The sequence below is a fragment of the Dactylosporangium vinaceum genome, assembly GCF_019904175.1.
GTDB lineage: Bacteria > Actinomycetota > Actinomycetes > Mycobacteriales > Micromonosporaceae > Dactylosporangium > Dactylosporangium vinaceum.
Genome location: NZ_CP061913.1, coordinates 11,206,332 through 11,227,396 on the forward strand (window position 1 = coordinate 11,206,332; position 21,065 = coordinate 11,227,396).

The following is a 21,065-nucleotide window of genomic DNA, read 5'->3' on the forward strand; positions in this document are numbered from 1 at the left end:
ATCCCCGCCACCCCGCTCCGGCCGCCCGGGTTCGGCCGCGGCCGAGCAAGGTGGGCGTCGGCATCCGGCCTCAGCGTGGCGCCCGGCTCGGCGGTTCGCCGCGGTTTCGGTGCCGGCGCCACGCCACGGTCAGACAGGCGACCATCGACACCGACGCGACAATCGTGAACGGCCATGGCGCCAGGGACGTCGTCTCCCGCAGGAGGAAGCTGCTGCACGGGTCGGAGGCCGAATAGTGCACCAGCGCGCGTCCGCCGACATGGATCTCGCGGGGCGGCGGTTTGGAGCCGGAGTCCACGCGGGACTCGCAGGCCTGACCCGCCGGCGTCGCGAACCGGACGTCATACACCCTCCGGCCCGGCACGTTCGTCGTGATGCCGACGACCTCCGCGTCGACCGTCGCCCCGCGGGCGTCGTCGATCGTCCGCCAGCCGGCCAGCACCAATCCGGCGGCCCAGACGAGGGCCATGATCAACATGACAACGACAGTCGTCTTCCGGCTCGCACGAAACCGGCTGCCACGCACCGTGAAAGCGTAAGCCGACATCGACAGCTCTCGCCGCCGGGCGGATCGGCGGGAGGGCCGTTCGCCATCACAGCTTCCGGCGGCCCGGACTCTGCCCCGTCCGGTCTAGGCAGTGCCTTCAAAAGGAACGCGGGTCGGGCATGATCTGATCTGTGGTCCGTCGATATGAACTCACTGATGGTGAGCGGGCGGCATCGTGTGGAAGGTGCGCTCCGGGGCGCCGTGGCGGGATGTCCCTGCCGGTACGGGTCATGGCAGTCGGTGTACACGCGGTTCCGGCGGTGGGCCTTGGACGGCACGTTCGATCGGATGCTGGCCGGTGCACAGAGCGACGCGGACGCAGCCGGTGACATCAACTGGCTGGTGTCGGTCGACTCCAGCATCGTGCGGGTGCATCAGCACGCCGCCGGCGGCGGCAAAGGGGGCGGGCAGAACCCGGCGAATCAGACACCCATGAGGGCTCGCAACCAGCTCACCGCGGTCATGGACTCGATCCACGTCGCCCGGCGCGGCCGGGGCCGGCCCCGAACCCGCCCCGACCACGTCATCGCCGACAAGGGCTACAGCACCAGCGCCATCCGAGGGTTCCTGCGTTCCCTCGGCATCGGTCACACCATCCCAGAACGAGCCGACCAGCAGGCCAACCGCCGCCGCAGAGGCAGCCGCGGCGGTCGCCCACCAACATTCGACCGGCACAGGTACCGGCACCGCAACGTCGTCGAACGCTGCTTCAACCGACTCAAGCAATGCCGATCCGTAGCCACCCGCTACGACAAGACCACCACGTCCTACCGGGCAACCGTCACCATCGCAGCAATCCTGCGATGGCTATGAACCCTTTGAAGACACTCCCTAACGGGTGGCCTCGCGGTGGAGGAGGGCGGCCTGGACCCGGTTGGTGCAGTCGAGCTTGGTCAGGATGCGGCTCACGTGGGTCTTGACGCTTGGCTCGGTCATGTGCAGGTGGGTGCCGATGTCCGCGTTCGACAGGCCCTCGGCGACCAGGCGCAGGACGTCCGCCTCGCGGGGGCTCAGGGTGCTCAGGCGGCGCGCTGCGGCTCGCCGGTGTTCGGCGCCGGCCGCGCCCGACGGGCCCAGCAGGGTGAGGACCTGGCGGGCCACCGGCGGGGAGAGGTACGCGTCCCCGTTGTGCGCGGAGCGGACGGCGCGGATCAGCTCGTCAGGGGTGCAGGTCTTCAGGACGTAGCCCGACGCGCCCTGGCTCAGGGCCCGCAGCACGCTCGGCTCGTCGCCGAAGGAGGTCAGGATCACCACGGCGGTGCCCGGGCTCAGGGCGGCCATCGCGTCCAGGCCGCTCAGCAGCGGCATCCGTACGTCCAGCAGCGCCACGTCCACGCCCAGCCGCCCGGCCGCGGCGACCGCGGCGGCGCCGTCCGTGACCGCGGCGACGACCTCCAGGTCGGGGGCCGACTCCAGGACCGTCCGGATGCCGGCGAGCATCAGCGGCTCGTCGTCGGCGATCAGGACGCGGATCCGCGCGGTCATCCGGCCACGCCGACCAGCAGGCTCAGGGGTATCAGGCCGAACATGATGCCGGCCAGCGCCAGCCGGACGAACGCGGGCTCGGCAACCTCGGGCCCGGGGATCGCGGGCGGGAAGACGGCCCACAGGCGGAACTGTCCGTCGGTCACCGCGTGGCCGGCCAGGCCGCCGACCAGCTCGGCCCGCTCCATCAGGCCCAGCAGGCCGCGACCCCGGGCCGGCGGGCGACCCGGCGGCACGGGATTGACGACGGACAGGAGCAGAGCGTCGTCCTGCCACTCGAGACGGACCGAGAGCGGCGCGCCGGGGGCGTGCTTGCAGCCGTTCGTGAGGCCCTCCTGCACCAGCCGGTACGCGACCGCCGCCACCCCCTCCGGGACCTCCCGGGGCGCCGGGGACACGGTCAGCTCCACCGGCACCCCGGCGGTGCGGGCGCGCGTCACGAGGTCCTCGACGGCGGCCAGGCCCGCGGACGGGGCGCGGAGGCCGCCGAGCACGTCGTGGAGGTCGCCGGCGGCGCTGCGAGCCGACTCGGCCAGGCGGCGGACGGCCTCCTGCTGCGGCGCCGGGAGTTCGGCCACCTCCAGGGCCGCGGCCTGCACGGACATCAGGCTCAGGCGGTGGCCGAGGGCGTCGTGCATGTCGCGGGCGATCCGCAGCCTCTCGTGTGCGGCGAGCGCCGCGCGCTGCCGGTCCTGCTGCGCCAGGTAGGCCCCGACAAGCAGCGGCAGCAGGGCGAGGACGACCGCGGTGATGATCACGGCGGTCGGGTTCGGGGCGCGGAAGAGCTGCACCCCGATGAAGAGCACAACCGCAGAACACAGTGCGGCGGGGGTACCGCGCGCGCCCCGACCGGCCCGGAACGCGGTATACGGCAGCAGGGTGCCCGCACCGCCGGTGACCAGGGCCGGGAGCAGGGCGGCGGCGAACGCCAGGGCCGGGCGGCGCTGCGACAGGGCCAGCAGCGCGGCCACGACCAGGGCCCACACCGGCAGCAGCCAGGGGCGGACCGGCGCCGGATGCGCGAACGTGAGCAGCGCGCTGTCGAAGCCGACGATGCCGGCCGCCGCGAGGTATCGGCGCATGTCCAGCAGGCTACTGCGACGTTCGTCGCGGCGGAGGCCGACTTTCGGTGACTGCGGGCGGCGGTGCGGCGCCCATAGCGTCCGGCTCGTGATCGTTGTGGAAGAGCTCACGAAGCGCTACGGGTCCACGGTCGCCGTCGACGGGTTGTCGTTCGCGGTCCGGCCGGGATGTGTGACGGGGTTCCTCGGGCCCAACGGGGCGGGGAAGTCGACGACGCTGCGGATGATCCTCGGGCTGGACCGGCCGTCGGGCGGGCGGGCGCTCATCGACGGCCGCGCGTACGCGGGGCTGGACCGGCCCCTGCACACCGTCGGGGCACTGCTGGAGGGGCGCTGCGCGCATCCGGGGCGGCGGGCCCGGGACCACCTGCTGTACCTGGCCCGCAGCAACGGCATCCGCGCCGCGCGGGTCGGCGAGGTCCTGGAGCTCGTCGGGCTCGGCGCGGCCGCGCACCGGCGGGCCGGCGGATTCTCGCTCGGCATGGGGCAGCGGCTCGGGCTGGCCGCGGCGCTGCTCGGCGACCCGCCGATCCTGCTGCTCGACGAGCCGGTCAACGGCCTCGACCCCGAGGGGGTGCACTGGCTGCGGACGCTGCTGCGGGGGTACGCCGCGCAGGGTCGCACGGTCCTCGTGTCGAGCCACCTCATGGCCGAGACCGCGCTGACCGCCGACCGCCTGGTCGTCATCGCCGGGGGCCGGCTCATCGCCGACGCCACCGTCGACGAGTTCGTCGCCGGGGCGCCGTCCCTGGAGGCCGCGTTCCTGAAGGCGGTCGGGCGATGAGCGCGTTCGCGGCCGAGTGGGTCAAGGTGCGCACGCTGCGCTCGACGTTCCTGACGCTCGGCGCGACGGTCGCGGTCGGCGGCGCGCTGGCGTTCGTCGTCGCGGCCGGCATGCGCAACGTCGAGGCCGCACACTTCGACGCCGTGTTCGCCACGTTCTACAGCCTGACCCTGGCCCAGCTCGCGCTCGTCGTGTTCGGGGTGTTCACGGTCGGCGGGGAGTATGCGGGCGGCACCATCCGGCCGACCCTGGCCGCCGTGCCCGACCGGCGCCGCTACTACCTGGCGAAGGTCGCCGTGATCGGGGCCTGCGCGGCGGTGACCTCGGCGCTGACCGTGGGCGTGGCGTTCGCCGTCGGCAGCGTCGAGCTGGGTGCCCGGCGGATGGGCCCGACGCCGGCCCCGATCGCCGGCGCCTTCCTGTATCTGCTGCTCATCACCCTGTTCGCGGCGGGCGTCGCGCAGCTCCTCCGGGGCTCGACGGCGGCACTGGCGGTACTGATGCCGCTGTTTTTTCTCGGATCGCAGGGCCTCGGGAACGTTCCCGGGGTGCGAGCGGTCGCGCAGTTCCTGCCCGATCAGGCCGGCCTCGTGGTGCTGCGCCTCTACGACCGGGACTTCGGGCCGTGGGGTGGGCTGGGGATTCTCGCCCTGTGGACGGCGGCGGCGCTGGTGGGCGGATATCTGACACTTCGCCGCCGGGACGCCTGACAGGGGGCTTAGCCCAGTTTTACGTTCGACTTAGATCTCGGCGGAAATCTTGAGAGAGCGCTCTCCGGCTGGTGGAGTACGAGGCAGTCGCATGCCTGCCACCCCTGGAGGGCCTTCCTCATGCCGACCGCGCGCAACCCGTACCTCGTGCCGCCCCGGCGCCAGCCGAAGCGGCGCCGGACCCTGCTGGCGCTGCTGGCCGTCCCCGTCGCCGGGGCGCTGGCCTTCACCGTCGTGCTGACCGCGACCGCCGGCGCCGAGCAGATCGACACCGCGGGGGTGGTCCAGGCCGAGGCGTGGAGCGCGCAGAGCGGGGCGCGCACCGAGAACACCGGCGACACCGGCGGCGGCCGGAACGTCGGCTGGCTGGCGAGCGGCGACTGGATGCGCTACGACGACGTCGACCTCGGCGCCGCCGGCTCGCTGACCGCCAGCGTGCGGGTCGCCGCGGCCAGCCGGGCGGGCGGGACGATCGAGCTGCGGGCCGGGACCCAGGACGGGGAGCTGCTGGCCGGCATCCCGGTCGGCTACACCGGCGGCTGGCAGAACTGGACCACGAAGGCCGCGGTCAGCACCACGGAGCTGACCGGCCTGCAGACCGTGTTCCTGGTGCTGAAGAGCGCGCAGCCGGCCGACTTCATCAACATCAACTGGCTGCAGTTCAAGCGCACGCCGACGGCCACGATCCCCGGCTCGCCCACCCCGGCGCCGCCATCGTCCCCGGCGTCGCCGTCGTCCCCGGGGGGCGCGGCGGACGGCGGCTGGCCGGCCGTCGACCCGGCCGCGCAGCAGGCGGACACCGCGGCGTTCTTCGCCCGCCGCCCGGCCCCGGTCACCAACAACCCGGTGAAGGTCCCCGAGTTTCACGCCACCTGCACGGTGAGCCACCACGCCGCCGACGACCCGATCGTGCTCCCGGGCCTGGCCGGCGCCTCGCACGACCACACGTTCCTGGGCAACCGGTCCACGAGCGCGACCTCGACGGCCGACTCGCTGCTCGCCGCCGGGACGACGTGCACGCCCGCGCAGGACCACTCCGCGTACTGGATCCCGACGCTGTACCAGAACGGCAAGGTCGTGGACCCGAAGGAGGTGACCGTCTACTACGGCTCCCGCCTCAAGGACCCGAGCCGGACGCAGCCGTTCCCGTTCGGCCTGCGCATGATCACCGGGGACGCCAAGAACCAGAGCGACACCCCCGACAAGCAGGGCAACCACTTCTGGTGCGCGGGTGCCGGCGGCGAGGTCGGGCGCACCGCCGACGGGCAGTATCCGGTCTGCGCGAAGACGGCCGGCCTCGTCCGCCAGGTCACGTTCCCGGACTGCTGGGACGGCGTGCACCTGGACAGCCCCGACCACAAGGCGCACATGGCCAACGGCGACTCCACGGGGGCCTGCCCGGCGAGTCACCCGGTGCCGATCCCGTCGGTGTCGTTCGTGATCGGGTATCCGCTGAACACCGACACGAGCGGCATCACGCTCTCGTCGGGCAACGGCTTCTCGATGCACGCCGACTTCTTCAACGCGTGGGAGCCCGACGCGCTCGCGCAGCGGGTCCGCGACTGCCTCGACCAGGGCTACAAGTGCAACGCCCAGGGCACGTTCTGAGCCCTGCCCCAAGGACCGGAGGAGCCACCCGCCGCCACGGGTGGCTCCTCCAGACCACCCGGCCCGGTGACGCTCCGCGATGACGATCCGCCCCGGCGACGCTCTGCAATGACGGCCCGGCCCCGCGATGTTCCGGCTAGCGGCAAGGTCGAATCGCCCGCGGCCGTGGCACCGTCGCAGGCATGATCCGCTGTGTCATCGTCGACGACTCCGAGCGGTTCCGGGCCAGCGCCCGCCGGCTCCTGGGCGCCCAGGGCATCGCGGTGGTGGCGACCGCCGCGGACAGCCGTCAGGCTCTGCGCGCGGTCGAAGAACAAGACCCGGATGTGGTACTCGTCGACGTCGGCCTCGGCTCGGAGAGCGGCTTCGAGCTCGCCGCCAAGATCCGCGACCGGGCCGTCATCATGGTGTCGAGCCTGGCCCCGGACGACCTGGCCGAGTTGCTGGCGGCCAGCCCGGCGATCGGCTACCTGCCGAAGCACGAGCTGTCGGGCGTGGCGATCACGGTCCTGCTGCGGACGAGGCCGCCTCGAGGAAGGTGAGCACGGCGAGCACCCGGCGGTGCGTCTCGTCGGTCTCGGGCAGGTCGAGCTTCGTCAGGATCGACCTGACGTGCTTCTCGACGGTGCCCTCGGTGACCCACAGCGTCTTGGCCACGCCGGCGTTCGAGCGGCCCTCGGCCATGAGCGCGAGGACCTCGCGCTCCCGGGGGCTGAGCACGTCGAGGGGGTCGCGGCGGCGGTGGGCGGCGACCAGCTCCTGGACGACGGCGGGGTCGACGACGGTGCCGCCGTCGAAGATGCGGTGCAGGGTCTCCACGAAGTCGTCGACGTCGGTGACCCGGCTCTTGAGCAGGTAGCCGATCCGCTCGCCGCTGGCCAGCAGCTCGATCGCGTGCTCGACCTCCACGAACGCCGACAGCACCAGGATCGCCACCCGCGGGAACCGGCGGCGGATCTCCCGGGCCGCGGCCAGCCCTTCCGTGCTGTGGGCCGGCGGCATGCGGATGTCGACGACGGCGATGTCCGGCGTGGCCTTCTCGACCAGCTCCAGCAGATGCGGGCCGTCGTCGGCGAGCCCGGTCACGGCGAACCCGTGCCGGTCCAGGAGGCTCGCCAGCCCCTCGCGCAGCAGCACGTCGTCGTCCGCGATCACCACCGACTGCCGCACCGTCTCGAATGCCATCAAATCCAACATATCCCCGCAGACGTGGGTAGACACCACCCATGCGCGGGGGGATGACCGGCCGGCTCGCGGCCACCAGTGCGCTGTTCGCCGTCATGATCTCCGCGGCGTTCGCGGCAATCCTGGTGTCCGTGTATCAGCTGCGCTCGTCGGTCACGGTCGTCACCCGGGCCGAGCGGGCGGTCTCGGCGTCGAACACCCTCGAACGGCTGGTGCTCGACGTGGAGGCGGGCCGCCGCGGATACGCCCTCACCCACGACCGGGCACTGCTCGATCCCTGGGTGCGGGCCCAGCGCCAGATCCCGCAGCGCCAGCAGGAGCTCGCCGCGGCGGTCGCGGGCAGCCCGGTCCAGGCCGCGCGGATGACCCGGCTCAACAGCAACGTCACCGCATACCTCGACAACTACGCCGACCCCGCGATCGCCGGCGACGAGGCCGGCGGCCCGACGAACATCGACTCGAAGTCCATCATGGACGGTCAGCGGCAGATCGCCGCGCTGCGCGCCGAGTTCGACGAGTTCATCAACACCCAGCGGCTGGCGGTGGACCAGATGCACGCCGCGGCGAACCGGGCCGGGCAGCAGGCCCTGATGGCGGGCGTGGCCGGGCTGGCGGTGGCGCTCGTCGCGGTCGCGATCCTCACCCGTTCGCTGGCGGTCATGGTGGTGCGGCCGCTGCACCGGATGGTCATGGCGGCCGACCGGGTCGCCGGGGGTGACCTGCAGGTGCGGGTAGCGACAGCGGCCCCCGCGGAGGTGGGCGCGCTCCAGCGCACGTTCAACGCGATGGTCGCCGCGCTCGACCGCAACCGGACGCAGCTCGGTGCGGTGGCGGCCGAGCAGGCGGCGCTGCGCCGGGTGGCCACCGTCGCGGCCCGCGGCCGATCGGCCGAGGAGGTGTTCGCCGCCGTGACCGAGGAGGCCGGGAAGCTCTTCGGGGCCGACGCCGCCGTCCTGCTGCGGTTCGAGGCCGACAGCAACGCCACGATCGTGGCCAGCTGGAGCCACGACCCCGCGCACCGCGTCGGCCTGGGCCGGGTGCAGGTGGCCGACGGCGGTGTCGCGGGCCGCGTGCTGCGCTCCGGGCGGCCGATCCGCATGGCGGGCGAGCACAGCGCCGACTTCCTGCGGCAGGAGTTCGGCGACGCCACCATCCGCTCGGCGATCGGGGCGCCGGTCCTGGTCGCCGGGCGCACGTGGGGCGCCCTGAAGGCCCTGTCGAGGTGCTCGAGGTCCCTGGAGCAGCACGACGCCGAGCGGGCCGCCGAGTTCACCGAGCTGGTGGCCAGCGCGATCGCCACCACCCAGGCCCGGGCCGACCTCACCGCGTCGCGGGCCCGGGTGGTGGCGGCCACGGACGAGAGCCGCCGGCGCATCGAGCGCGACCTGCATGACGGTACCCAGCAAAGGCTCATCGCTCTGCTCTTGGCGCTGCGGGCGACCGAGACCCAGGTCGGCGGGGGTCTGCACGACCGCCTGCACGGCATCGGCAGCGACCTGTCGGACGCCATCGACGAGCTGCGGGAGCTGGCCCGCGGCATCCACCCGTCGATCCTGTCGGAGGGCGGCCTGGGCCCGGCCATCCGCTCCCTGGCCCGGCGCTCGCCCGTGCCGGTGGAGGTGCGCCTCGACCTGCCGGCCCGGCTGGACGCCTCGGTCGAGATCGGCGTGTACTACGTGGTCGCCGAGGCCCTCACCAACGCCGTCCGCCACGCGCACGCCTCGGTGATCTCGATCCGCGCGGCGATCGGCGACGCCCGGCTGGCGCTCTCCGTCGAGGACGACGGTGTCGGCGGGGCCGACCCCGCCAACAGCATCGGCACCGGCCTGACCGGCCTCGGCGACCGGGTGGCCGCGCTCGGCGGCACCATGCAGATCGCCAGCCGCCCCGGCGCGGGCACCACGCTGACGATCACGATCCCCCTGGTCGCTCCTCCAGAAGGGTGAGGCGTGATGACCCCGCTATGGCGGCTGGCCGGTATCGCCGACTGCGGGTTTTCCGACCACGCAAACCCCGCTGGCCGCGAGGCCGCGGACACCCGTCCGCGGGCACGGTGGAACAGTCCTTCACACCCCCTTGAACAGGTGATCCACCATGACGACTCGCCCGGTCGACCCGGTGCTGTGCATGGCACTGTTCGTCTCCGACACTCCGTGCTTCTCCGACCCCGGCACGGACACCGTCCGCGCCACCGTGCACTCGACGCTCGACCGCCTCGGCCCCGACGAGTGCTACGCCCGCGCCGCCGAGGTGTTCGGCGACCGCCCCGAGGTGGCCTTGAACCGCATCCGATGGGCCCGCTCGCTGTGCTCGCGCGCCTTCGCCATCGCCGCGGCCCGCTAGTTCTCGAGTTTCCTGATGAGCGCGGCCAGCTCGTCCAGCTCTTCCGGGGCGAGGGCCAGCATCTCGGCCGGCGGGCGGCCGTGGATCTCCTCGGCCCGGGCGGCCTCGCGGCGGCCCTGGTCGGTGGGGATCACGAGCTTGGCCCGGCGGTCGGACGGGTGGGGCTCGCGGCGCACGAGGCCGCGCTTCTCCAGGTCGTCGACGACCACCGTCATGTACGGGGCGTCCGTCTGCAGCAGCGCGGCCAGCTCGCGCATCGTCATCGGCTGCCCGGCCAGCCGGCGCAGCGCCTTGATCCGCAGGTAGCTCATATCGAGGGCCTCGCTCACCTCCTTGCGCCGGTCGTGGCGCTCGAACACGAGGGTCAGCATGGCCTTCCAGACCGCGGCGGCCTTGGCGTCGTCTGTTTCAGGCATCGACCAGCTCCGCTTCCGGTTGGCGGCTGAGGGCTCGGGGGCTGGTTGTGAGGGTACCGATGAGCAGAATGGCGGCGCCGCACCCGGCGACGATCCACCAGCCGACGTGGCTGGCCGGGCTGAAGCCGTCGGCCATCGGGCGGCCGTGCAGCCCGGCCGTCACCACGGCGCCCAGGACCGCGATGCCCAGCACCGAGCCGAACTGGCGGCTGGTCGACGCGAACGCCGCGGCCACGCCGGCCTGGGCCATCGGCAGCCCCGAGACCGCCGTCACCGTGATCGGCGGGTTGACCATGGCAAACCCGATGCCGAACGCGACGTACGCGGCGACGACCTGCCACAGCGGCGTGTGCGCCGTGAGCCCGGTCAGCAGCAGCCCGCTGGTCAGGATGCCGGCCCCGCCGACGAGCAGCGACGGGCGCGGCCCGCGGGCGCCGACGAGCCGGCCGGAGAGGGGCCCCAGCACGACCGTGATCGCGGCGATGGGCAGGGTCAGCAGGCCGGCGTGCAGTGGTGACAGGTGCCTGACGTCCTGCAGGTACAGCGTGTTGAGCAGCAGGAACCCGGCCAGCGCCCCGAACGCGGCGACGGCGATCGAGGTGGCTCCGGCGAACGGCGGGCTGCGGAACAGGGTGATGTCGACAAGCGGCTCGGGGCGGCGCGGCTCGACCACGAGCAGGGCGACGAGCGCGACAAGGGCGACGGCACCGGCGATCCACTCGTGCTCGATGATGGCGAAGGTCGCGCTTGCGAGGAGTACCAGGACGATGATCTGTCCCGGCACGTCGACCCGCCGCGGCTTCGGCGCCCGCGACTCGGGTACGAACAGCGCCGTCAGCACGATCGCCGCGATCCCGATCGGCACGTTGATCCAGAAGATGGTCCGCCAGCCGACGGTCTGCACCAGCAGACCGCCGACGACCGGCCCGAGCGCCATGCTGATGCCCACGACCCCGGCCCACACGCCGATGGCCCGGGCCCGCTCCCGCCGGTCGGTGAAGACGTTTGTGATGATCGACATGGCCACCGGGTTGAGCATCGACCCGCCCACCGCCTGCACCACCCGGAACGCGATGAGCCACTCCAGCGACGGCGCCAGCCCGCACAGCAGCGACCCCAGCGAGAAGACCACCAGCCCGAGCTGAAAGATCCGCCGCCGCCCGAGCCGGTCGGCCGTCGAGCCGCCCATGATCAGGAGGCTGGCGAGCACGAGGGTGTACGCGTCGATCGCCCACTGCAGCCCGGACAGCGGCGCATCCAGGTCCCGCCCGATCGCCGGCACGGCAATGTTCACGATCGTGTTGTCGAGCCCGACGATGAGCAGGCTCATGCAGCAGATACCCAGAATGAGCAGGCGCCGGCCACGTGTTTGTACAACCATAATAGTTATGTTCGTACAACGAAGTGTCCGGCGCCATCGGTAGCGGCTTTTTGCGGCTCAGATCACCTCTCCGAGCGCCCGCCGCTCAATTGGTCGCCCCGTTGGCGGGCGGCCCGTTCTGCTGGCCCTGAGGCCCGCCCCCGCCCTGGTTGAGCGTGGAGTCGTTGATCGCGGTGGCCGTGGCCGTGTCGCCGCTGACGGTCCCGACGACCGTCACGGTGTCGCCCGTCTTGACGTCCGCGACCTGGTCGTTGCCGTTGTCGACGCTCGTGGACCCGTTGATGACGAACGTGGTCGCGTGGCCGTCGGCGCTCTTGGCGGTGATCGAGGTGGCACTGATGGCGGTGACGGTTCCGGTCTGGAGGCGCTTTGTCGCGTACCCGCCATTGCCGTCGGAGGCCGTGAAGTCCCCGTAGAGCGCGCCGGAAAGCCCAGCACCCGCGCCCATGCCACCGCCGCCGAAGTTCCCCATGCCCCCGGGCCCGCCCTGCCCGTTACCGCCGGGCCCGCCCTGCTGCGCCGTAGCGCCGGCGGAGGCACCACCGGCCGCCTTGATCACCGCAAACCCACCCCCGCCGATCACCAGCGCCGCCACCACGCCCACGACGACGGTCTTCACCTTGGACGACTTCGCCACCGGCACCGCCGCGGGCGCCACCTCGACCGGCTGGACCTCACCGGCCCAGACGGGGGCGGCGGCGGGCGGCTGCTTGTCGGTCATCTGGCTGCTCATGGCGCGGCTCCTGAGGTCCGGCGGCCCGCTCGGGGGGAACCGCTCTGGGGGCAACGATCGCGACAGTCCCTGTCACGCCGCCGCGCGGACCTTGGCAACCACCTGTGAGCCACGAGCCGGCCTCACGCCGACGTCGCACACGCCTTTGCCGGACCTCGCGCCGGCGGTGATGACCTTCCGGCGGGCCCTGTCCTGGCTCATTACTGGGGCTAGACGAGTAAGTCCTAACGGCCCCCGGAGGTCGACGAGCGGCAGGTCCCGGTCTGCTGATCGTCGCGGACAAGGGCTATGTGTCCGCGGAGCTGGACCGATGGCTGGCCAAGCGAGGAGTGCGGCTGCAGCGCCCGTCGTACCGCTCGGTCAACGACACGTTGAAAGGCCAGCTCGACCTCGAACTGCACGGCGGCCGCAGCATCGAAGGCGTCGCAGCCCGCGTCGCTCAACGCCTCCTGGCCATGACCGCCGCAATCTGGCACAGCCGCGCCATCGGACAATTCATGACCAGGTCACTGATCGCCTTAGAGAGTGTTGGGTTACTCGGTGACTACTGAGGGTCTTGGTTGAGTTCGTCTTGAAGACGTCGGGCCGCTTCGGTCTCGATAGGGCCTTGCGGCTCGATGTCCTCGCCGGCCAGGCGGGCGGCCATCAGCCGGATCATCGCAACCTTGATCATCGCTTCGGCGTGCGCAGGTTTGCGCTCGTAATCGCGGGCCAACCGTCTGCACCGTCCCAACCAGGCGAAGGTCCGTTCCACCACCCATCGGCGGGGCAGTACCTGGAAGCCTCGCACATCGGCGTTACGCGGCACGATCACCAGCTCGACACCAGCGTGGTCCCGCGCCCAGCCCAGCAGGCCCCGATCGACACGGTTCGCGTAGCCGGCGTCGGCCCAGACCAGCCCGAGCAACGGAAACACCGTGGTGATCCCGGTCAGGACGAGCTTGGCCCCGGCCCGTTCCTGTACCGAGGCGGCGTGCACCACCGCCCGGAGCAGGAGCCCGCCGGTGTCCACGAGCAGGTGCCGTTTGCGGCCCCGGGTACGTTTCCCGGCGTCCCAGCCGATCGCGTCCCCGCCTTCGTGGCTGTGCGCGGTCTGCGAGTCCAGCACCGCCGCCGACGGCTGCCGATCACGGCCTTCGGCCACCCGGACCAGATCACGCAACCGGTCATGCACCCGATCCCAGGTGCCGTCCGCGCTCCAGCAGCGAAACCAGCGATACGCGGCGTCCCACGGCGCCAGATCATGCGGCACATGCCGCAACGGCCGTCCGCCCCGGCGCGGATCCCGTTGCGGGAACAACGGTTCCAAGACGCTCCACTGACCATCGGTCAGCGACGACTCATACACCGGCTTACAGACACAACGACACACCCGTGATCTTCGCTGACAAAGTCAGCGAAGATCACATTGAGGTATCACAACACTCTCTTAGACCACTGACCAGACTTCGGACTTAATCGTCTAGGACTGTGACCGCGCTGGGCTCCGATAAAGTCGGGCACTCCGTGCCGCGACTTATCGGATTTATCGCCCGACGACCTTTAAACGCGATTTGTAGAATTTCGCGGTCAGAATCGGCGATCGAGGAGAGTCAGCGACGTGGTCATGGGGCGGCCTACCGTGCGCCGCCAGGGCGTGACGGTCGTGCCGATGTGACGTTGCTGGCGCAGAAGGCGGTCCGCCGCCGCGACTGGCTCAACCGCGCGCTTCGTGGCCGTCTGCGCCGCGACCGCCGCCACCACTGTGGTCCTGGCCGGCACCGACCTAAGCATCACGGCGGGGTGAGGGTGCTGCTGGCGTTCGGATCGGACAGTCCGGTGACGTCGCTTGAGCAGCGTCGGCACGCCCCCGTAGCGTGCACAGCGCCGGCCGGAGCGCCGCCCTCGCGCCGGCACCTGCACGGCGTGACGACCGCGGTGGTGCACAAGCGCGATGGGCAGCGCCGGCGGGACGGTCGCAACGGCGGTGCTGAACTGGCTGTCAGGCTGGGACGAGTTCGCGGTCGGGCTCCGGCGCCTGGCGGCTCCGGCTCTTGCGTACTGCGGCGAGCCCCACGAGGAGCAGCCCGAACACCGCCCACGCGGTGAGCACCCAGACGTGCTCCGCGGAGCCCGCGCCGTCGAAGAAGGCCGTGCTGCGCAGGAGGGAGCCGGCCGCGCCCGGTGGCAGGTACTGCCCCAACGTCCCCCAGCCCGCGGGCAGCATCTCGGGCGCGCTCGTCAGCCCGGACAGCGGATTGCCCAGCAGCATCATGGTGGCCGCGCCGAGCGCCAGCCCCCGCATGCCCAGCAGCGACTCCAGCCCGAGGATCGCCAGCGCCGTGGCCGCTATCGACAGCGCGACGACGCCGCTGTTGAGCCAGTAGTCACCGTCGAGGGAGCCCAGCCAGTACTGCAGGATCGCCACGAGCGCGAGCCCACCCGTCACCGCGAACGCCAGCGCACCCGCGACCCGCCGCCCCGTGCCGACGATCAGGCTGGTGAGCAGCCCGGCCGCGATGATCCCGCCGAGCACCAGCGGCAACGAGCCGGCCGCCAGCCCCGCGCCGCGCGGATCGTCGACGGGGAGCGGCACTAGGTCGCGGACCACGACGTCCGACTGGCCCGCCGAGAGCCCCTGGGCCACCTGCTGCAGGGCCTGCGCCACCGCGGGACTCGCCGCGGACGCGACGATCAGCTGGGGCTTGCCGCTGCTGAGGTCGATGGCTCCGTACACCTGGCGGTCCCGGATCAACCGCTCCGCCGCCGCCGTGTCGTCGACCACCTGAACGTCGAACGCCCCGGGCCGCTTGGCCTCGAGCTGCTTGACGACCTGGGCGGCGGCCGGCGCCGGCCCGGCCACGGCGAGCGGGATGTCATGCACGCCGGCCCGGGTGGCCGGCCACGCGAACGCCACCATGATGACGCTGAGCAGCGCGGTGAGCAGCAGTACAGCCCCGGCCACCCGCCCCCAGCCCGACGAACCCCGTTGCTCCTGAGCGGCCATGTCCATCTCCTAAAAAGAACGTCCGTTCGCTCTCTTTAGGGTCGACTCCCCTCGGGCTCGCGTCAAGAACGAGCGTTCGTTTTTAACTGCGACCCGCCTCACCTGCGGCCGGTTCGGCGATCGCGCCGGCAATACCGTGCATTGCCGACCGGTCATCGCCAGCCGCCGCCGGCGGTTCCGGTCAGCGCTTGCCCTCGCGCCTGGCCGCGGTGCGGGCCATCAGCGCCTGGTACCACCGGCGGCCCTTCTCGCCGCAGTTGGCGTTGATGGCGTCGCGCAGTTCGCCGGTGGCCCGGTTGAGGCGCTGGACGTCCTGGAGGTAGCGCTCCCGGTGGGCCTGAATGGCCGCGCGGTCCAGGTGCAGTCCGTCCAGGACGGCGCGCAGGGTGGGGACCTGCCGGCCGCCGCGGGCCCGATCGGCGTCGATGTGCCGATGGGTGTCGCGGATGCTGTCGGAGATCGCCTGCTCGGTGTTGCGGGCGCTGTCCATCGTGGCGTAGGCGAGGTCGGCGGCCTGCCGGGACTGGCTGTGCAGGCCGGTCAGTTCTTCGAAGTCCCGCTGCTGCTGGGCCTGCCGCATCCGGGCGGCGATCTTGCGCTCCTGCTCCAGGACCCGGGCCCGGAGCCGCTGCTGCTCGGCCTCCCACTGCACACCCAGCCGCCGCTGCAGGATGGCCCTCGTCTGCGCCTGGTTCGGCTTGGCCGGCTTGGCCGGCCGCACCGGCTGCTGCTGCGGCACGTGCGGTGGCTGAATGGGCCGCGCCGGTGGCGCCTGACGATTGCGCGGCCGGCGTTTTCGCGGCCGGCTCTTTTGCCGGATCTGGTTGCGGGCCAGGATCGGGCCGAAGATGATGGCGGCTCCGAGCAGCAGCATGACGAACGTGTTGAAGCTCATCGCGTCCGCAGCCCCGCCAGGTTGCCGAGGAGGGCGGCCACCGGATCCTGCTGGTGTATCTGCATCGTGCTCAGCGTCCGGGCCAGCGACTCGGTGGTCACGGCCGCGATCTCGGTGAACCGCGATCGGGAGCCCATGAGCCGGGTCGACTCGCGCAGCGCCGCGCGGATCTCCGCCTGCGCCGCCTCGGCGCTGCGCAGCCGCCGCCGCTGCTGAGCAAACACCTGGTCATCGTGGTGCCGCTGCCGGGCGATCGCCGCGAGCCGCACCCGCAGGTCGGCGTCGACGCGCTGGATCTGCGCCGCGTAGTGCCGGTCGATCTCGTGCCGGCGGATCGTGCCCTCCGACCGGATGGCCTGCATCGCGGTGTCGAAGTCGATCTCCAGCTGACGGAGGCTGACCGCGGCCTGGCGAATATCGGCTCGCTCGTCGGCCCGAATCCGTTCTCGTTCGACCCGGACCAAACGCTGCGAGTGCCGGTCGGCCACCCGTTCCTGCCCCTTTACCTGCGCCATGTGCAGTTCGTGGGAATTGCGATCCCGGCGCGACTGAGCCTGCAGGCGCTGGGATTCGACACGGGCGGCCATGACCTTGGACACGAGGCGCGACAATCCGACGAGCGGGTGGATGATCCCGGCGAAATCGGCGACGGTCTCGGTGAATGACGGGCCGTCGCCTTCATATCGCACCAGCTCCGCTGCCATGCCGAAGCCCCGCCCTGAGCGACGAACAAAGCGGTGCCGACGCTATCCGTGGCGCGGCCCGATCCGCTGCGGTCCATACGCCATTTCTCTACGGCCGTTCGGAGTACCACGGGCGGGATTGATCGATTTGACCGGCGGCTAGACAGCGGCGGGGGCGGGGGCGAGCTTCGACTCGGCCGGTGGAAGGGTGAAGGTGAAGCGGGAGCCGCCGGCCGGGTTGTCGGTGACGCTGATGCTGCCGCCGTGGCGTTCGACTATTCGCTTGCAGATGGCCAGCCCCAGGCCCGTGCCCGCGTAGCCGCTGGAGCGGTGGGCCCGGTGGAAGTTGGTGAAGATGGCGTCGTGGTGGCCCGGGGGGATGCCTATGCCGTTGTCGGTCAACTCGACCCGCACCAGGGCGTCCTCGTCGACGGTCGAGGAGATCGTGATCCTCGGGATCGTGCCCGGGGCTGTGTACTTCACCGCGTTGCCGATCAGATTGTCGAGGAGCTGGCGCAGGAGGACCGGGTCGGCTCTCACGTCGTCCAGGTGGCCCAGGGTGAACTCCGGGGTCGGGGTGCCGGCGGCGGCGGCCAGATCGGTGCGGGCGTTCGTCACCTCGTCGACCAGGTCGCGCAGTGCGACGTCGACCGGGGCTATCGCCGCGTTTCTGGCCGTGGTGTAGGCCAGCAGGTCGTTGATCAGGTGGCGCATTCTGGACGACGCTCTCGTGATTCTCGCCAGACTGTCGCCCGCGTCGCGAACCGCCGGGTCGTCCTTCGGCATGGTCTCCAGCGTGTCGGCCAGGTTCTCCGCCCAGCCGTCGATAGTCGTCAGGGGGTTGAGCAGGTCGTGGGCCACCACGCCGGCGAAGGAGGAGAGTTCGTCGCGGTGGCGGCGATCGGCGGTGACGTCGTGGAAGACGATTACCGCGCCGGCCTCGTCGGGCAGTGGGGTGGCGCTGATGCTCAGGATGCGGCCCTCGGGTATCCCGGCGTTGCGGACCAGCACCTCCTGGCCCCGGACCTCCTCGCCGGCCAGTGCCTGCGTGTGCGCCATCTCCTGCGGCGGCAGCGGAGAGCCGTCGGGCAGCGTGATGCCGTAGTAGTCGGGCCGGGCGACAGTGCCGTCGGCGCTCGTCACACCGCCGAGGAGGGACACCGCGGCCGGGTTGCGCATCGCCCAGGTGAGGTCTGGACGTACCACCGAAACGCCCTCGCTCATCGAGTTGACGATTGTCGTCACCAGGCGGGCCTGAGCCTCCGCCTCGCGGGTCGCGGCGGCCAGGCGGTCCATGAGCTCGGTGCGCTCGTCCCGGCCCAGGGCGATCGAGAGGCCTACGACGGCGATCAGGCCGACGAACCCTTGGGCGAGGAGCGCGCGGACGGGGTGCGAGGGCACCGCGGCGAACGGGCCGTTGCCGTGCAGGGTGAACAGGACGGCGATCGCGCCCAGGCTCAGGTCGTGCAGGACCACGAACGTGGTGTGCAGGCGCAGCGCGGCCCAGACCGTGACCGTCAGCAGCGGGAACGCGAGGGGCAGGTGGGAGACGCCGAAGCCGGCGCCGTAGGCGGTGAGGGAGCAGACGACGAGGGCCGCGTACTCGAACAGGCGCCCCGGTCGCGCGCGCTTCAAGGGCCAGCCGGTCGAGTGGTGGTACCCCAGCCGAAAACCGACGGCGCTGATGAGCAGGATGCTCACCACGTTGCGCAGCAGCCACACGGCCCCGTCGGACCACCGGTATTGGCCTGTCGTCAGCCAGACCGCGACCGGGCCGACAAGCGCGCCGGCCGCGGCCCCGGCGCAGGTGGCGACCAGCAGCCGCCACAGGTCGGCCGAGCGGGCCAGCAGCTCATCGCCGCCGGCGCCCCACAGGTGTGGGCACAGCCGCTCGAAGGTGCGCATGAACACGGCGGCCTGGACGAGGTTGGCGACCACGAACCAGAGGGCGAGGACGAGCGGCGCACCGGTGGCGACGTTGACGGCGACGGTGATCAGGGCGAGCGCGACCGGGTCGAGCCAGCGGATGCGGGCCTTGCGCTGGGTGGCGAACCACACGATGGAGACGCCCGCCGCCGGCCAGACCAGGCTCAGGCTGGAGCCCTCCATGATGGTCAGGCGGCCGGCGATGGTCGCCAGCAGATACAGGGCGGCCCAGACGGTGGTCCGCAGGAGTGAAGCGGTCATCCGGCGCCCTGCAGGGTCCGCTCCAGCCCGGCGCGCAGGGACTCGGCGGTGAAGGGCTTGCGGACGTACTCCGCGCCGGTCTCATGGGCCCGCGCCGCGACGGCACCGTCCCACAGCACGGTGAGGAACATCGCCGGCAGGTCGGCCCGGTGCGTGCGCAGGTGCCGCAGGAGCTCGATGCCGTCCATGCCGGGCAGGTCGACGTCGAGGATCGCGGCCTCGGGCAGCCCGTGCCGGGCCACGGCGGCCAGCGCGTCCGCACCGTTCTCGGCGGCGAGGACGTCGTGGCCGTCGGCCCGCAGCCGCTTCACGATCAGATCGCGGACGTCGGGCTCGTCGTCCACCACGAGCAACCGGGCCATCGCTACCTCCCGCCTCTTCGCCGACCAATCGGCAGCGAAGAGGCGGGGCTTACTGCTTTAGCCCTGGACGGGGAGAATGCCCTGCAGGTGGCGGCCGTTGGTCCGGCGGCCCGCGTCGACGTCGTTCTTCCAGGTGCGCACGTAGTTGGAGGCGGTCAGGCGCTCCACGTCGTCCAGATCGAGCAGGTCGCCGACCATCGTGGTCAGGGCGACGACGTCGCGACGGTCGTTCGGCGGGACGTTGTCGTGCAGGATCTGGTGCACCTGGTTGCGCAGGGACCCCTCGCGTATCACGGTCGGCGGGGTCAGCGTCGGCTCTTCGGCGATGTCCAGGACGTCGCCCGTCTCGTGGGTCACCGGCGCGGTCCGGGCCCGGCGCGGGCGCGGCGCGGCGGGCGTGGCCGGGAGGATGCCCTCCAGGTCGGCCCGCAGGCCGCCGAGCGGCGACGGCGCCGTGACCGGCTCCGGCTGGGGGACCTCGACGGTCGCGGCGGCCCGGGCGACAGCCTCGCGGGCGGCCCGGCGCTGCTCCTCCTCCGGGGCCGGGCGGACGGCGGCCGCCGGTAGCGCCTGCTGCTCCTCGGTGTCCAGGACCGGGAGCGGCTCCGGCTCGGGCAGCGCCGGCGCGGGCGGGGGTGGGGGCGGCGGCGGGGTGTTGGTCATCGCGGCCAGCCGGGCGGGGGCCAGGTCGGCGGCGATGAGCGCGGTCAGGCCCTCGTAGTCGGCGCCGTCGGCCAGGCGGACCGCGATCTCGTCGAGGTCGTAGACGGCGACCGCGATGTCGGCGGTGCTCGGGTCGACGGCCGAACGGATCTTGCGGTGCAGGACCTTGGCGATCGCCGACGTGCGCTGCTCCTTGCGCTTCTCCGCCTTCGCCGCGGCGATCGACGAGTAGAGCCCCAGCGACGGGTCGGCCTTGGCCAGGTTCTTGGCCCGCAGCGTCAGCCACGGGTGGCGCAGCCAGTGCCCGACCACCTCGTACGCGGGGGTGGTCGGCGGCAGGTCGCCCTTCGCCCGCAGCCGGTCGCGGCGCTGGTTCTCCGTGTGCATCAGCCACACCAGATAGCCCAGCGCCGACATGCCCGCGAAGAACCCGGCCATCAGCTTGTTGTCGTGCGCCATCCAGTTGAACGCGACGGCGAACGCGGCGATCGCGGCCGACAGGACCCGCGAGGCGGTGGCCTTCTCCCCCAGCCGGCGGCGCACGTCGGCGTTGGCGAGCACGACGATGCCGCCCAGCTCCAGCGCGCCGACCGCCGGGATCGCCCAGATCAGCGGGATGCCGAGCGCCTCGACCGCGCCGGAGACCTGCCCGGCCAGGGCGACGATCAGCACGACGAAGTAGAAGAGCTGACGCATGATCGAGGTCTGCCGGACCGTCTTGTGCAGATCAGCGTCGTACTCGTTGATGCCCGGCGTGCTCACCGGCTTCTCCCGTCGTCGTCCGCGGGGAGCAAGGGATAGCCCCGAGCCGCTAGGAACTCGGCCAGCGCGAGGTCCACGGAGCTCTGCACCGTGGTGTTGTGGTCGACCACGAACCGCTGCAGCGTCTGCTCGATCTCCACCCGCACCCGGGTGTTGAGCTGCACACGCTCGAACCGTGGCCGCTGCGGCGGCATCGCCACCGCCCTGTCCGTAAGGTCCACATCCACTCCCGCTAGCCGATTGCTAGCGCGCA

At 72.0% G+C, this 21,065-nt stretch carries 21 protein-coding genes and 2 pseudogenes; 8 read left to right on the plus strand and 15 right to left on the minus strand.

Going from position 1 to position 21,065, the window contains the following annotated elements; translation table 11 throughout:
- Positions 1 to 70 precede the first annotated feature (70 nt).
- Positions 71 to 478, minus strand: a complete 408-nt coding sequence (locus Dvina_RS50415) for a hypothetical protein (RefSeq protein ID WP_223099245.1) — start codon at positions 476 to 478, stop codon at positions 71 to 73.
- Positions 479 to 994: 516 nt separating this feature from the next.
- Between Dvina_RS50415 and Dvina_RS50420 the strand changes: the two are divergent.
- Positions 995 to 1,360 (plus strand): annotated as a pseudogene (locus Dvina_RS50420) (transposase); the annotation flags it as partial.
- An 18-nt stretch (positions 1,361 to 1,378) separates the two neighbouring features.
- Here Dvina_RS50420 and Dvina_RS50425 read toward each other — a convergent pair.
- Both Dvina_RS50425 and Dvina_RS50430 read right to left on the minus strand, forming a co-directional pair.
- Positions 1,379 to 2,032, minus strand: a complete 654-nt coding sequence (locus Dvina_RS50425; protein ID WP_223099247.1) for a response regulator transcription factor — start codon at positions 2,030 to 2,032, stop codon at positions 1,379 to 1,381.
- Complete coding sequence (locus Dvina_RS50430) at positions 2,029 to 3,114, minus strand: sensor histidine kinase (RefSeq protein WP_223099248.1); 1,086 nt, start codon at positions 3,112 to 3,114, stop codon at positions 2,029 to 2,031. Before Dvina_RS50430 ends, Dvina_RS50425 begins: the two co-directional genes overlap by 4 nt.
- Before the next feature lie 88 nt (positions 3,115 to 3,202).
- Here Dvina_RS50430 and Dvina_RS50435 point away from each other — a divergent pair, with 88 nt between their 5' ends.
- The 4 genes from Dvina_RS50435 (at position 3,203) to Dvina_RS50450 (ending at position 6,758) form a co-directional block, all read left to right on the plus strand.
- Positions 3,203 to 3,898 (plus strand): ABC transporter ATP-binding protein, encoded by a 696-nt coding sequence (locus Dvina_RS50435; RefSeq protein WP_223099249.1) that lies wholly within the window; start codon positions 3,203 to 3,205, stop codon positions 3,896 to 3,898.
- A complete protein-coding gene (locus tag Dvina_RS50440) occupies positions 3,895 to 4,608 on the plus strand; it encodes an ABC transporter permease (protein ID WP_223099251.1) in 714 nt (237 codons plus the stop codon). Before Dvina_RS50435 ends, Dvina_RS50440 begins: the two co-directional genes overlap by 4 nt.
- A gap of 120 nt (positions 4,609 to 4,728) precedes the next feature.
- Complete coding sequence (locus Dvina_RS50445; protein ID WP_223099253.1) at positions 4,729 to 6,216, plus strand: DUF1996 domain-containing protein; 1,488 nt, start codon at positions 4,729 to 4,731, stop codon at positions 6,214 to 6,216.
- Positions 6,217 to 6,398: 182 nt separating this feature from the next.
- Positions 6,399 to 6,758, plus strand: a complete 360-nt coding sequence (locus Dvina_RS50450) for a response regulator transcription factor (protein WP_223099255.1) — start codon at positions 6,399 to 6,401, stop codon at positions 6,756 to 6,758.
- Here the strand turns inward: Dvina_RS50450 and Dvina_RS50455 are convergent.
- A complete protein-coding gene (locus Dvina_RS50455) occupies positions 6,718 to 7,401 on the minus strand; it encodes a response regulator transcription factor (RefSeq protein WP_223099257.1) in 684 nt (227 codons plus the stop codon). The genes Dvina_RS50450 and Dvina_RS50455 overlap by 41 nt on opposite strands.
- A 41-nt stretch (positions 7,402 to 7,442) precedes the next feature.
- Between Dvina_RS50455 and Dvina_RS50460 the strand changes: the two genes are divergently transcribed.
- Positions 7,443 to 9,347, plus strand: a complete 1,905-nt coding sequence (locus Dvina_RS50460) for a sensor histidine kinase (RefSeq protein ID WP_223099259.1) — start codon at positions 7,443 to 7,445, stop codon at positions 9,345 to 9,347.
- Between the two features lie 148 nt (positions 9,348 to 9,495).
- Positions 9,496 to 9,744: a hypothetical protein gene (locus Dvina_RS50465; protein ID WP_223099260.1), complete on the plus strand. Its 249-nt coding sequence runs from the start codon at positions 9,496 to 9,498 to the stop codon at positions 9,742 to 9,744.
- On the opposite strand, the gene Dvina_RS50470 is transcribed toward Dvina_RS50465, so the two are convergent.
- From Dvina_RS50470 to Dvina_RS50480, 3 genes are all read right to left on the minus strand, one after another.
- Positions 9,741 to 10,160 (minus strand): MarR family winged helix-turn-helix transcriptional regulator, encoded by a 420-nt coding sequence (locus Dvina_RS50470; RefSeq protein ID WP_223099261.1) that lies wholly within the window; start codon positions 10,158 to 10,160, stop codon positions 9,741 to 9,743. The two genes, Dvina_RS50465 and Dvina_RS50470, sit on opposite strands and share 4 nt — an antisense overlap.
- Positions 10,153 to 11,490 carry an MFS transporter gene (locus tag Dvina_RS50475; RefSeq protein WP_246655847.1) on the minus strand — a complete coding sequence of 446 codons (1,338 nt, stop codon included), beginning with the start codon at positions 11,488 to 11,490 and terminating at the stop codon, positions 10,153 to 10,155. The genes Dvina_RS50470 and Dvina_RS50475 overlap by 8 nt, the downstream gene beginning before the upstream one ends.
- 136 nt (positions 11,491 to 11,626) lie before the next feature.
- Entirely contained in the window at positions 11,627 to 12,274 is a 648-nt protein-coding gene (locus Dvina_RS50480) for a hypothetical protein (protein ID WP_223099264.1), read from the minus strand.
- Positions 12,275 to 12,531: 257 nt separating this feature from the next.
- Here Dvina_RS50480 and Dvina_RS50485 point away from each other — a divergent pair.
- A pseudogene (locus tag Dvina_RS50485) lies at positions 12,532 to 12,825 on the plus strand (IS982 family transposase); the annotation flags it as partial.
- Here the strand turns inward: Dvina_RS50485 and Dvina_RS50490 are convergent.
- From Dvina_RS50490 to Dvina_RS50525, 8 genes are all read right to left on the minus strand, one after another.
- Complete coding sequence (locus Dvina_RS50490) at positions 12,819 to 13,622, minus strand: IS5 family transposase (protein WP_246655848.1); 804 nt, start codon at positions 13,620 to 13,622, stop codon at positions 12,819 to 12,821. The pseudogene Dvina_RS50485 and the gene Dvina_RS50490 overlap by 7 nt on opposite strands.
- A gap of 633 nt (positions 13,623 to 14,255) precedes the next feature.
- Positions 14,256 to 15,260, minus strand: a complete 1,005-nt coding sequence (locus tag Dvina_RS50495) for an ABC transporter permease (protein ID WP_223099265.1) — start codon at positions 15,258 to 15,260, stop codon at positions 14,256 to 14,258.
- A gap of 181 nt (positions 15,261 to 15,441) precedes the next feature.
- Positions 15,442 to 16,155: a TolC family protein gene (locus Dvina_RS50500; protein WP_223099267.1), complete on the minus strand. Its 714-nt coding sequence runs from the start codon at positions 16,153 to 16,155 to the stop codon at positions 15,442 to 15,444.
- Positions 16,152 to 16,859, minus strand: coding sequence for a hypothetical protein (locus Dvina_RS50505; RefSeq protein WP_223099268.1), 708 nt, complete (start codon positions 16,857 to 16,859; stop codon positions 16,152 to 16,154). The genes Dvina_RS50500 and Dvina_RS50505 overlap by 4 nt, the downstream gene beginning before the upstream one ends.
- Before the next feature lie 138 nt (positions 16,860 to 16,997).
- Positions 16,998 to 19,025, minus strand: a complete 2,028-nt coding sequence (locus Dvina_RS50510; protein ID WP_223099270.1) for an ATP-binding protein — start codon at positions 19,023 to 19,025, stop codon at positions 16,998 to 17,000.
- On the minus strand, positions 19,022 to 19,387 hold the full coding sequence (locus tag Dvina_RS50515) for a response regulator transcription factor (RefSeq protein WP_223099271.1): 366 nt from the start codon (positions 19,385 to 19,387) through the stop codon (positions 19,022 to 19,024). Before Dvina_RS50515 ends, Dvina_RS50510 begins: the two co-directional genes overlap by 4 nt.
- A gap of 57 nt (positions 19,388 to 19,444) precedes the next feature.
- Positions 19,445 to 20,812: a hypothetical protein gene (locus Dvina_RS50520; RefSeq protein ID WP_223099272.1), complete on the minus strand. Its 1,368-nt coding sequence runs from the start codon at positions 20,810 to 20,812 to the stop codon at positions 19,445 to 19,447.
- Positions 20,809 to 21,033 carry a hypothetical protein gene (locus Dvina_RS50525; RefSeq protein ID WP_223099273.1) on the minus strand — a complete coding sequence of 75 codons (225 nt, stop codon included), beginning with the start codon at positions 21,031 to 21,033 and terminating at the stop codon, positions 20,809 to 20,811. Before Dvina_RS50525 ends, Dvina_RS50520 begins: the two co-directional genes overlap by 4 nt.
- Positions 21,034 to 21,065: the final 32 nt, after the last annotated feature.

Excerpts from the sequence above, each read along its gene's own strand:
- Dvina_RS50510 (WP_223099270.1), bottom strand. The coding sequence starts at position 19,025 with ATGACCGCTTCACTCCTGCGGACCACCGTCTGGGCCGCCCTGTATCTG.
- Dvina_RS50440 (WP_223099251.1), top strand. The coding sequence starts at position 3,895 with ATGAGCGCGTTCGCGGCCGAGTGGGTCAAGGTGCGCACGCTGCGCTCG.
- Dvina_RS50505 (WP_223099268.1), bottom strand. The coding sequence starts at position 16,859 with ATGGCAGCGGAGCTGGTGCGATATGAAGGCGACGGCCCGTCATTCACC.
- Dvina_RS50475 (WP_246655847.1), bottom strand. The coding sequence starts at position 11,490 with ATGAGCCTGCTCATCGTCGGGCTCGACAACACGATCGTGAACATTGCC.
- Dvina_RS50515 (WP_223099271.1), bottom strand. The coding sequence starts at position 19,387 with ATGGCCCGGTTGCTCGTGGTGGACGACGAGCCCGACGTCCGCGATCTG.
- Dvina_RS50450 (WP_223099255.1), top strand. The coding sequence starts at position 6,399 with ATGATCCGCTGTGTCATCGTCGACGACTCCGAGCGGTTCCGGGCCAGC.
- Dvina_RS50425 (WP_223099247.1), bottom strand. The coding sequence starts at position 2,032 with ATGACCGCGCGGATCCGCGTCCTGATCGCCGACGACGAGCCGCTGATG.
- Dvina_RS50480 (WP_223099264.1), bottom strand. The coding sequence starts at position 12,274 with ATGAGCAGCCAGATGACCGACAAGCAGCCGCCCGCCGCCGCCCCCGTC.
- Dvina_RS50495 (WP_223099265.1), bottom strand. The coding sequence starts at position 15,260 with ATGGCCGCTCAGGAGCAACGGGGTTCGTCGGGCTGGGGGCGGGTGGCC.
- Dvina_RS50415 (WP_223099245.1), bottom strand. The coding sequence starts at position 478 with ATGTTGATCATGGCCCTCGTCTGGGCCGCCGGATTGGTGCTGGCCGGC.
- Dvina_RS50500 (WP_223099267.1), bottom strand. The coding sequence starts at position 16,155 with ATGAGCTTCAACACGTTCGTCATGCTGCTGCTCGGAGCCGCCATCATC.
- Dvina_RS50445 (WP_223099253.1), top strand. The coding sequence starts at position 4,729 with ATGCCGACCGCGCGCAACCCGTACCTCGTGCCGCCCCGGCGCCAGCCG.
- Dvina_RS50455 (WP_223099257.1), bottom strand. The coding sequence starts at position 7,401 with ATGGCATTCGAGACGGTGCGGCAGTCGGTGGTGATCGCGGACGACGAC.
- Dvina_RS50465 (WP_223099260.1), top strand. The coding sequence starts at position 9,496 with ATGACGACTCGCCCGGTCGACCCGGTGCTGTGCATGGCACTGTTCGTC.
- Dvina_RS50470 (WP_223099261.1), bottom strand. The coding sequence starts at position 10,160 with ATGCCTGAAACAGACGACGCCAAGGCCGCCGCGGTCTGGAAGGCCATG.
- Dvina_RS50460 (WP_223099259.1), top strand. The coding sequence starts at position 7,443 with ATGCGCGGGGGGATGACCGGCCGGCTCGCGGCCACCAGTGCGCTGTTC.
- Dvina_RS50430 (WP_223099248.1), bottom strand. The coding sequence starts at position 3,114 with ATGCGCCGATACCTCGCGGCGGCCGGCATCGTCGGCTTCGACAGCGCG.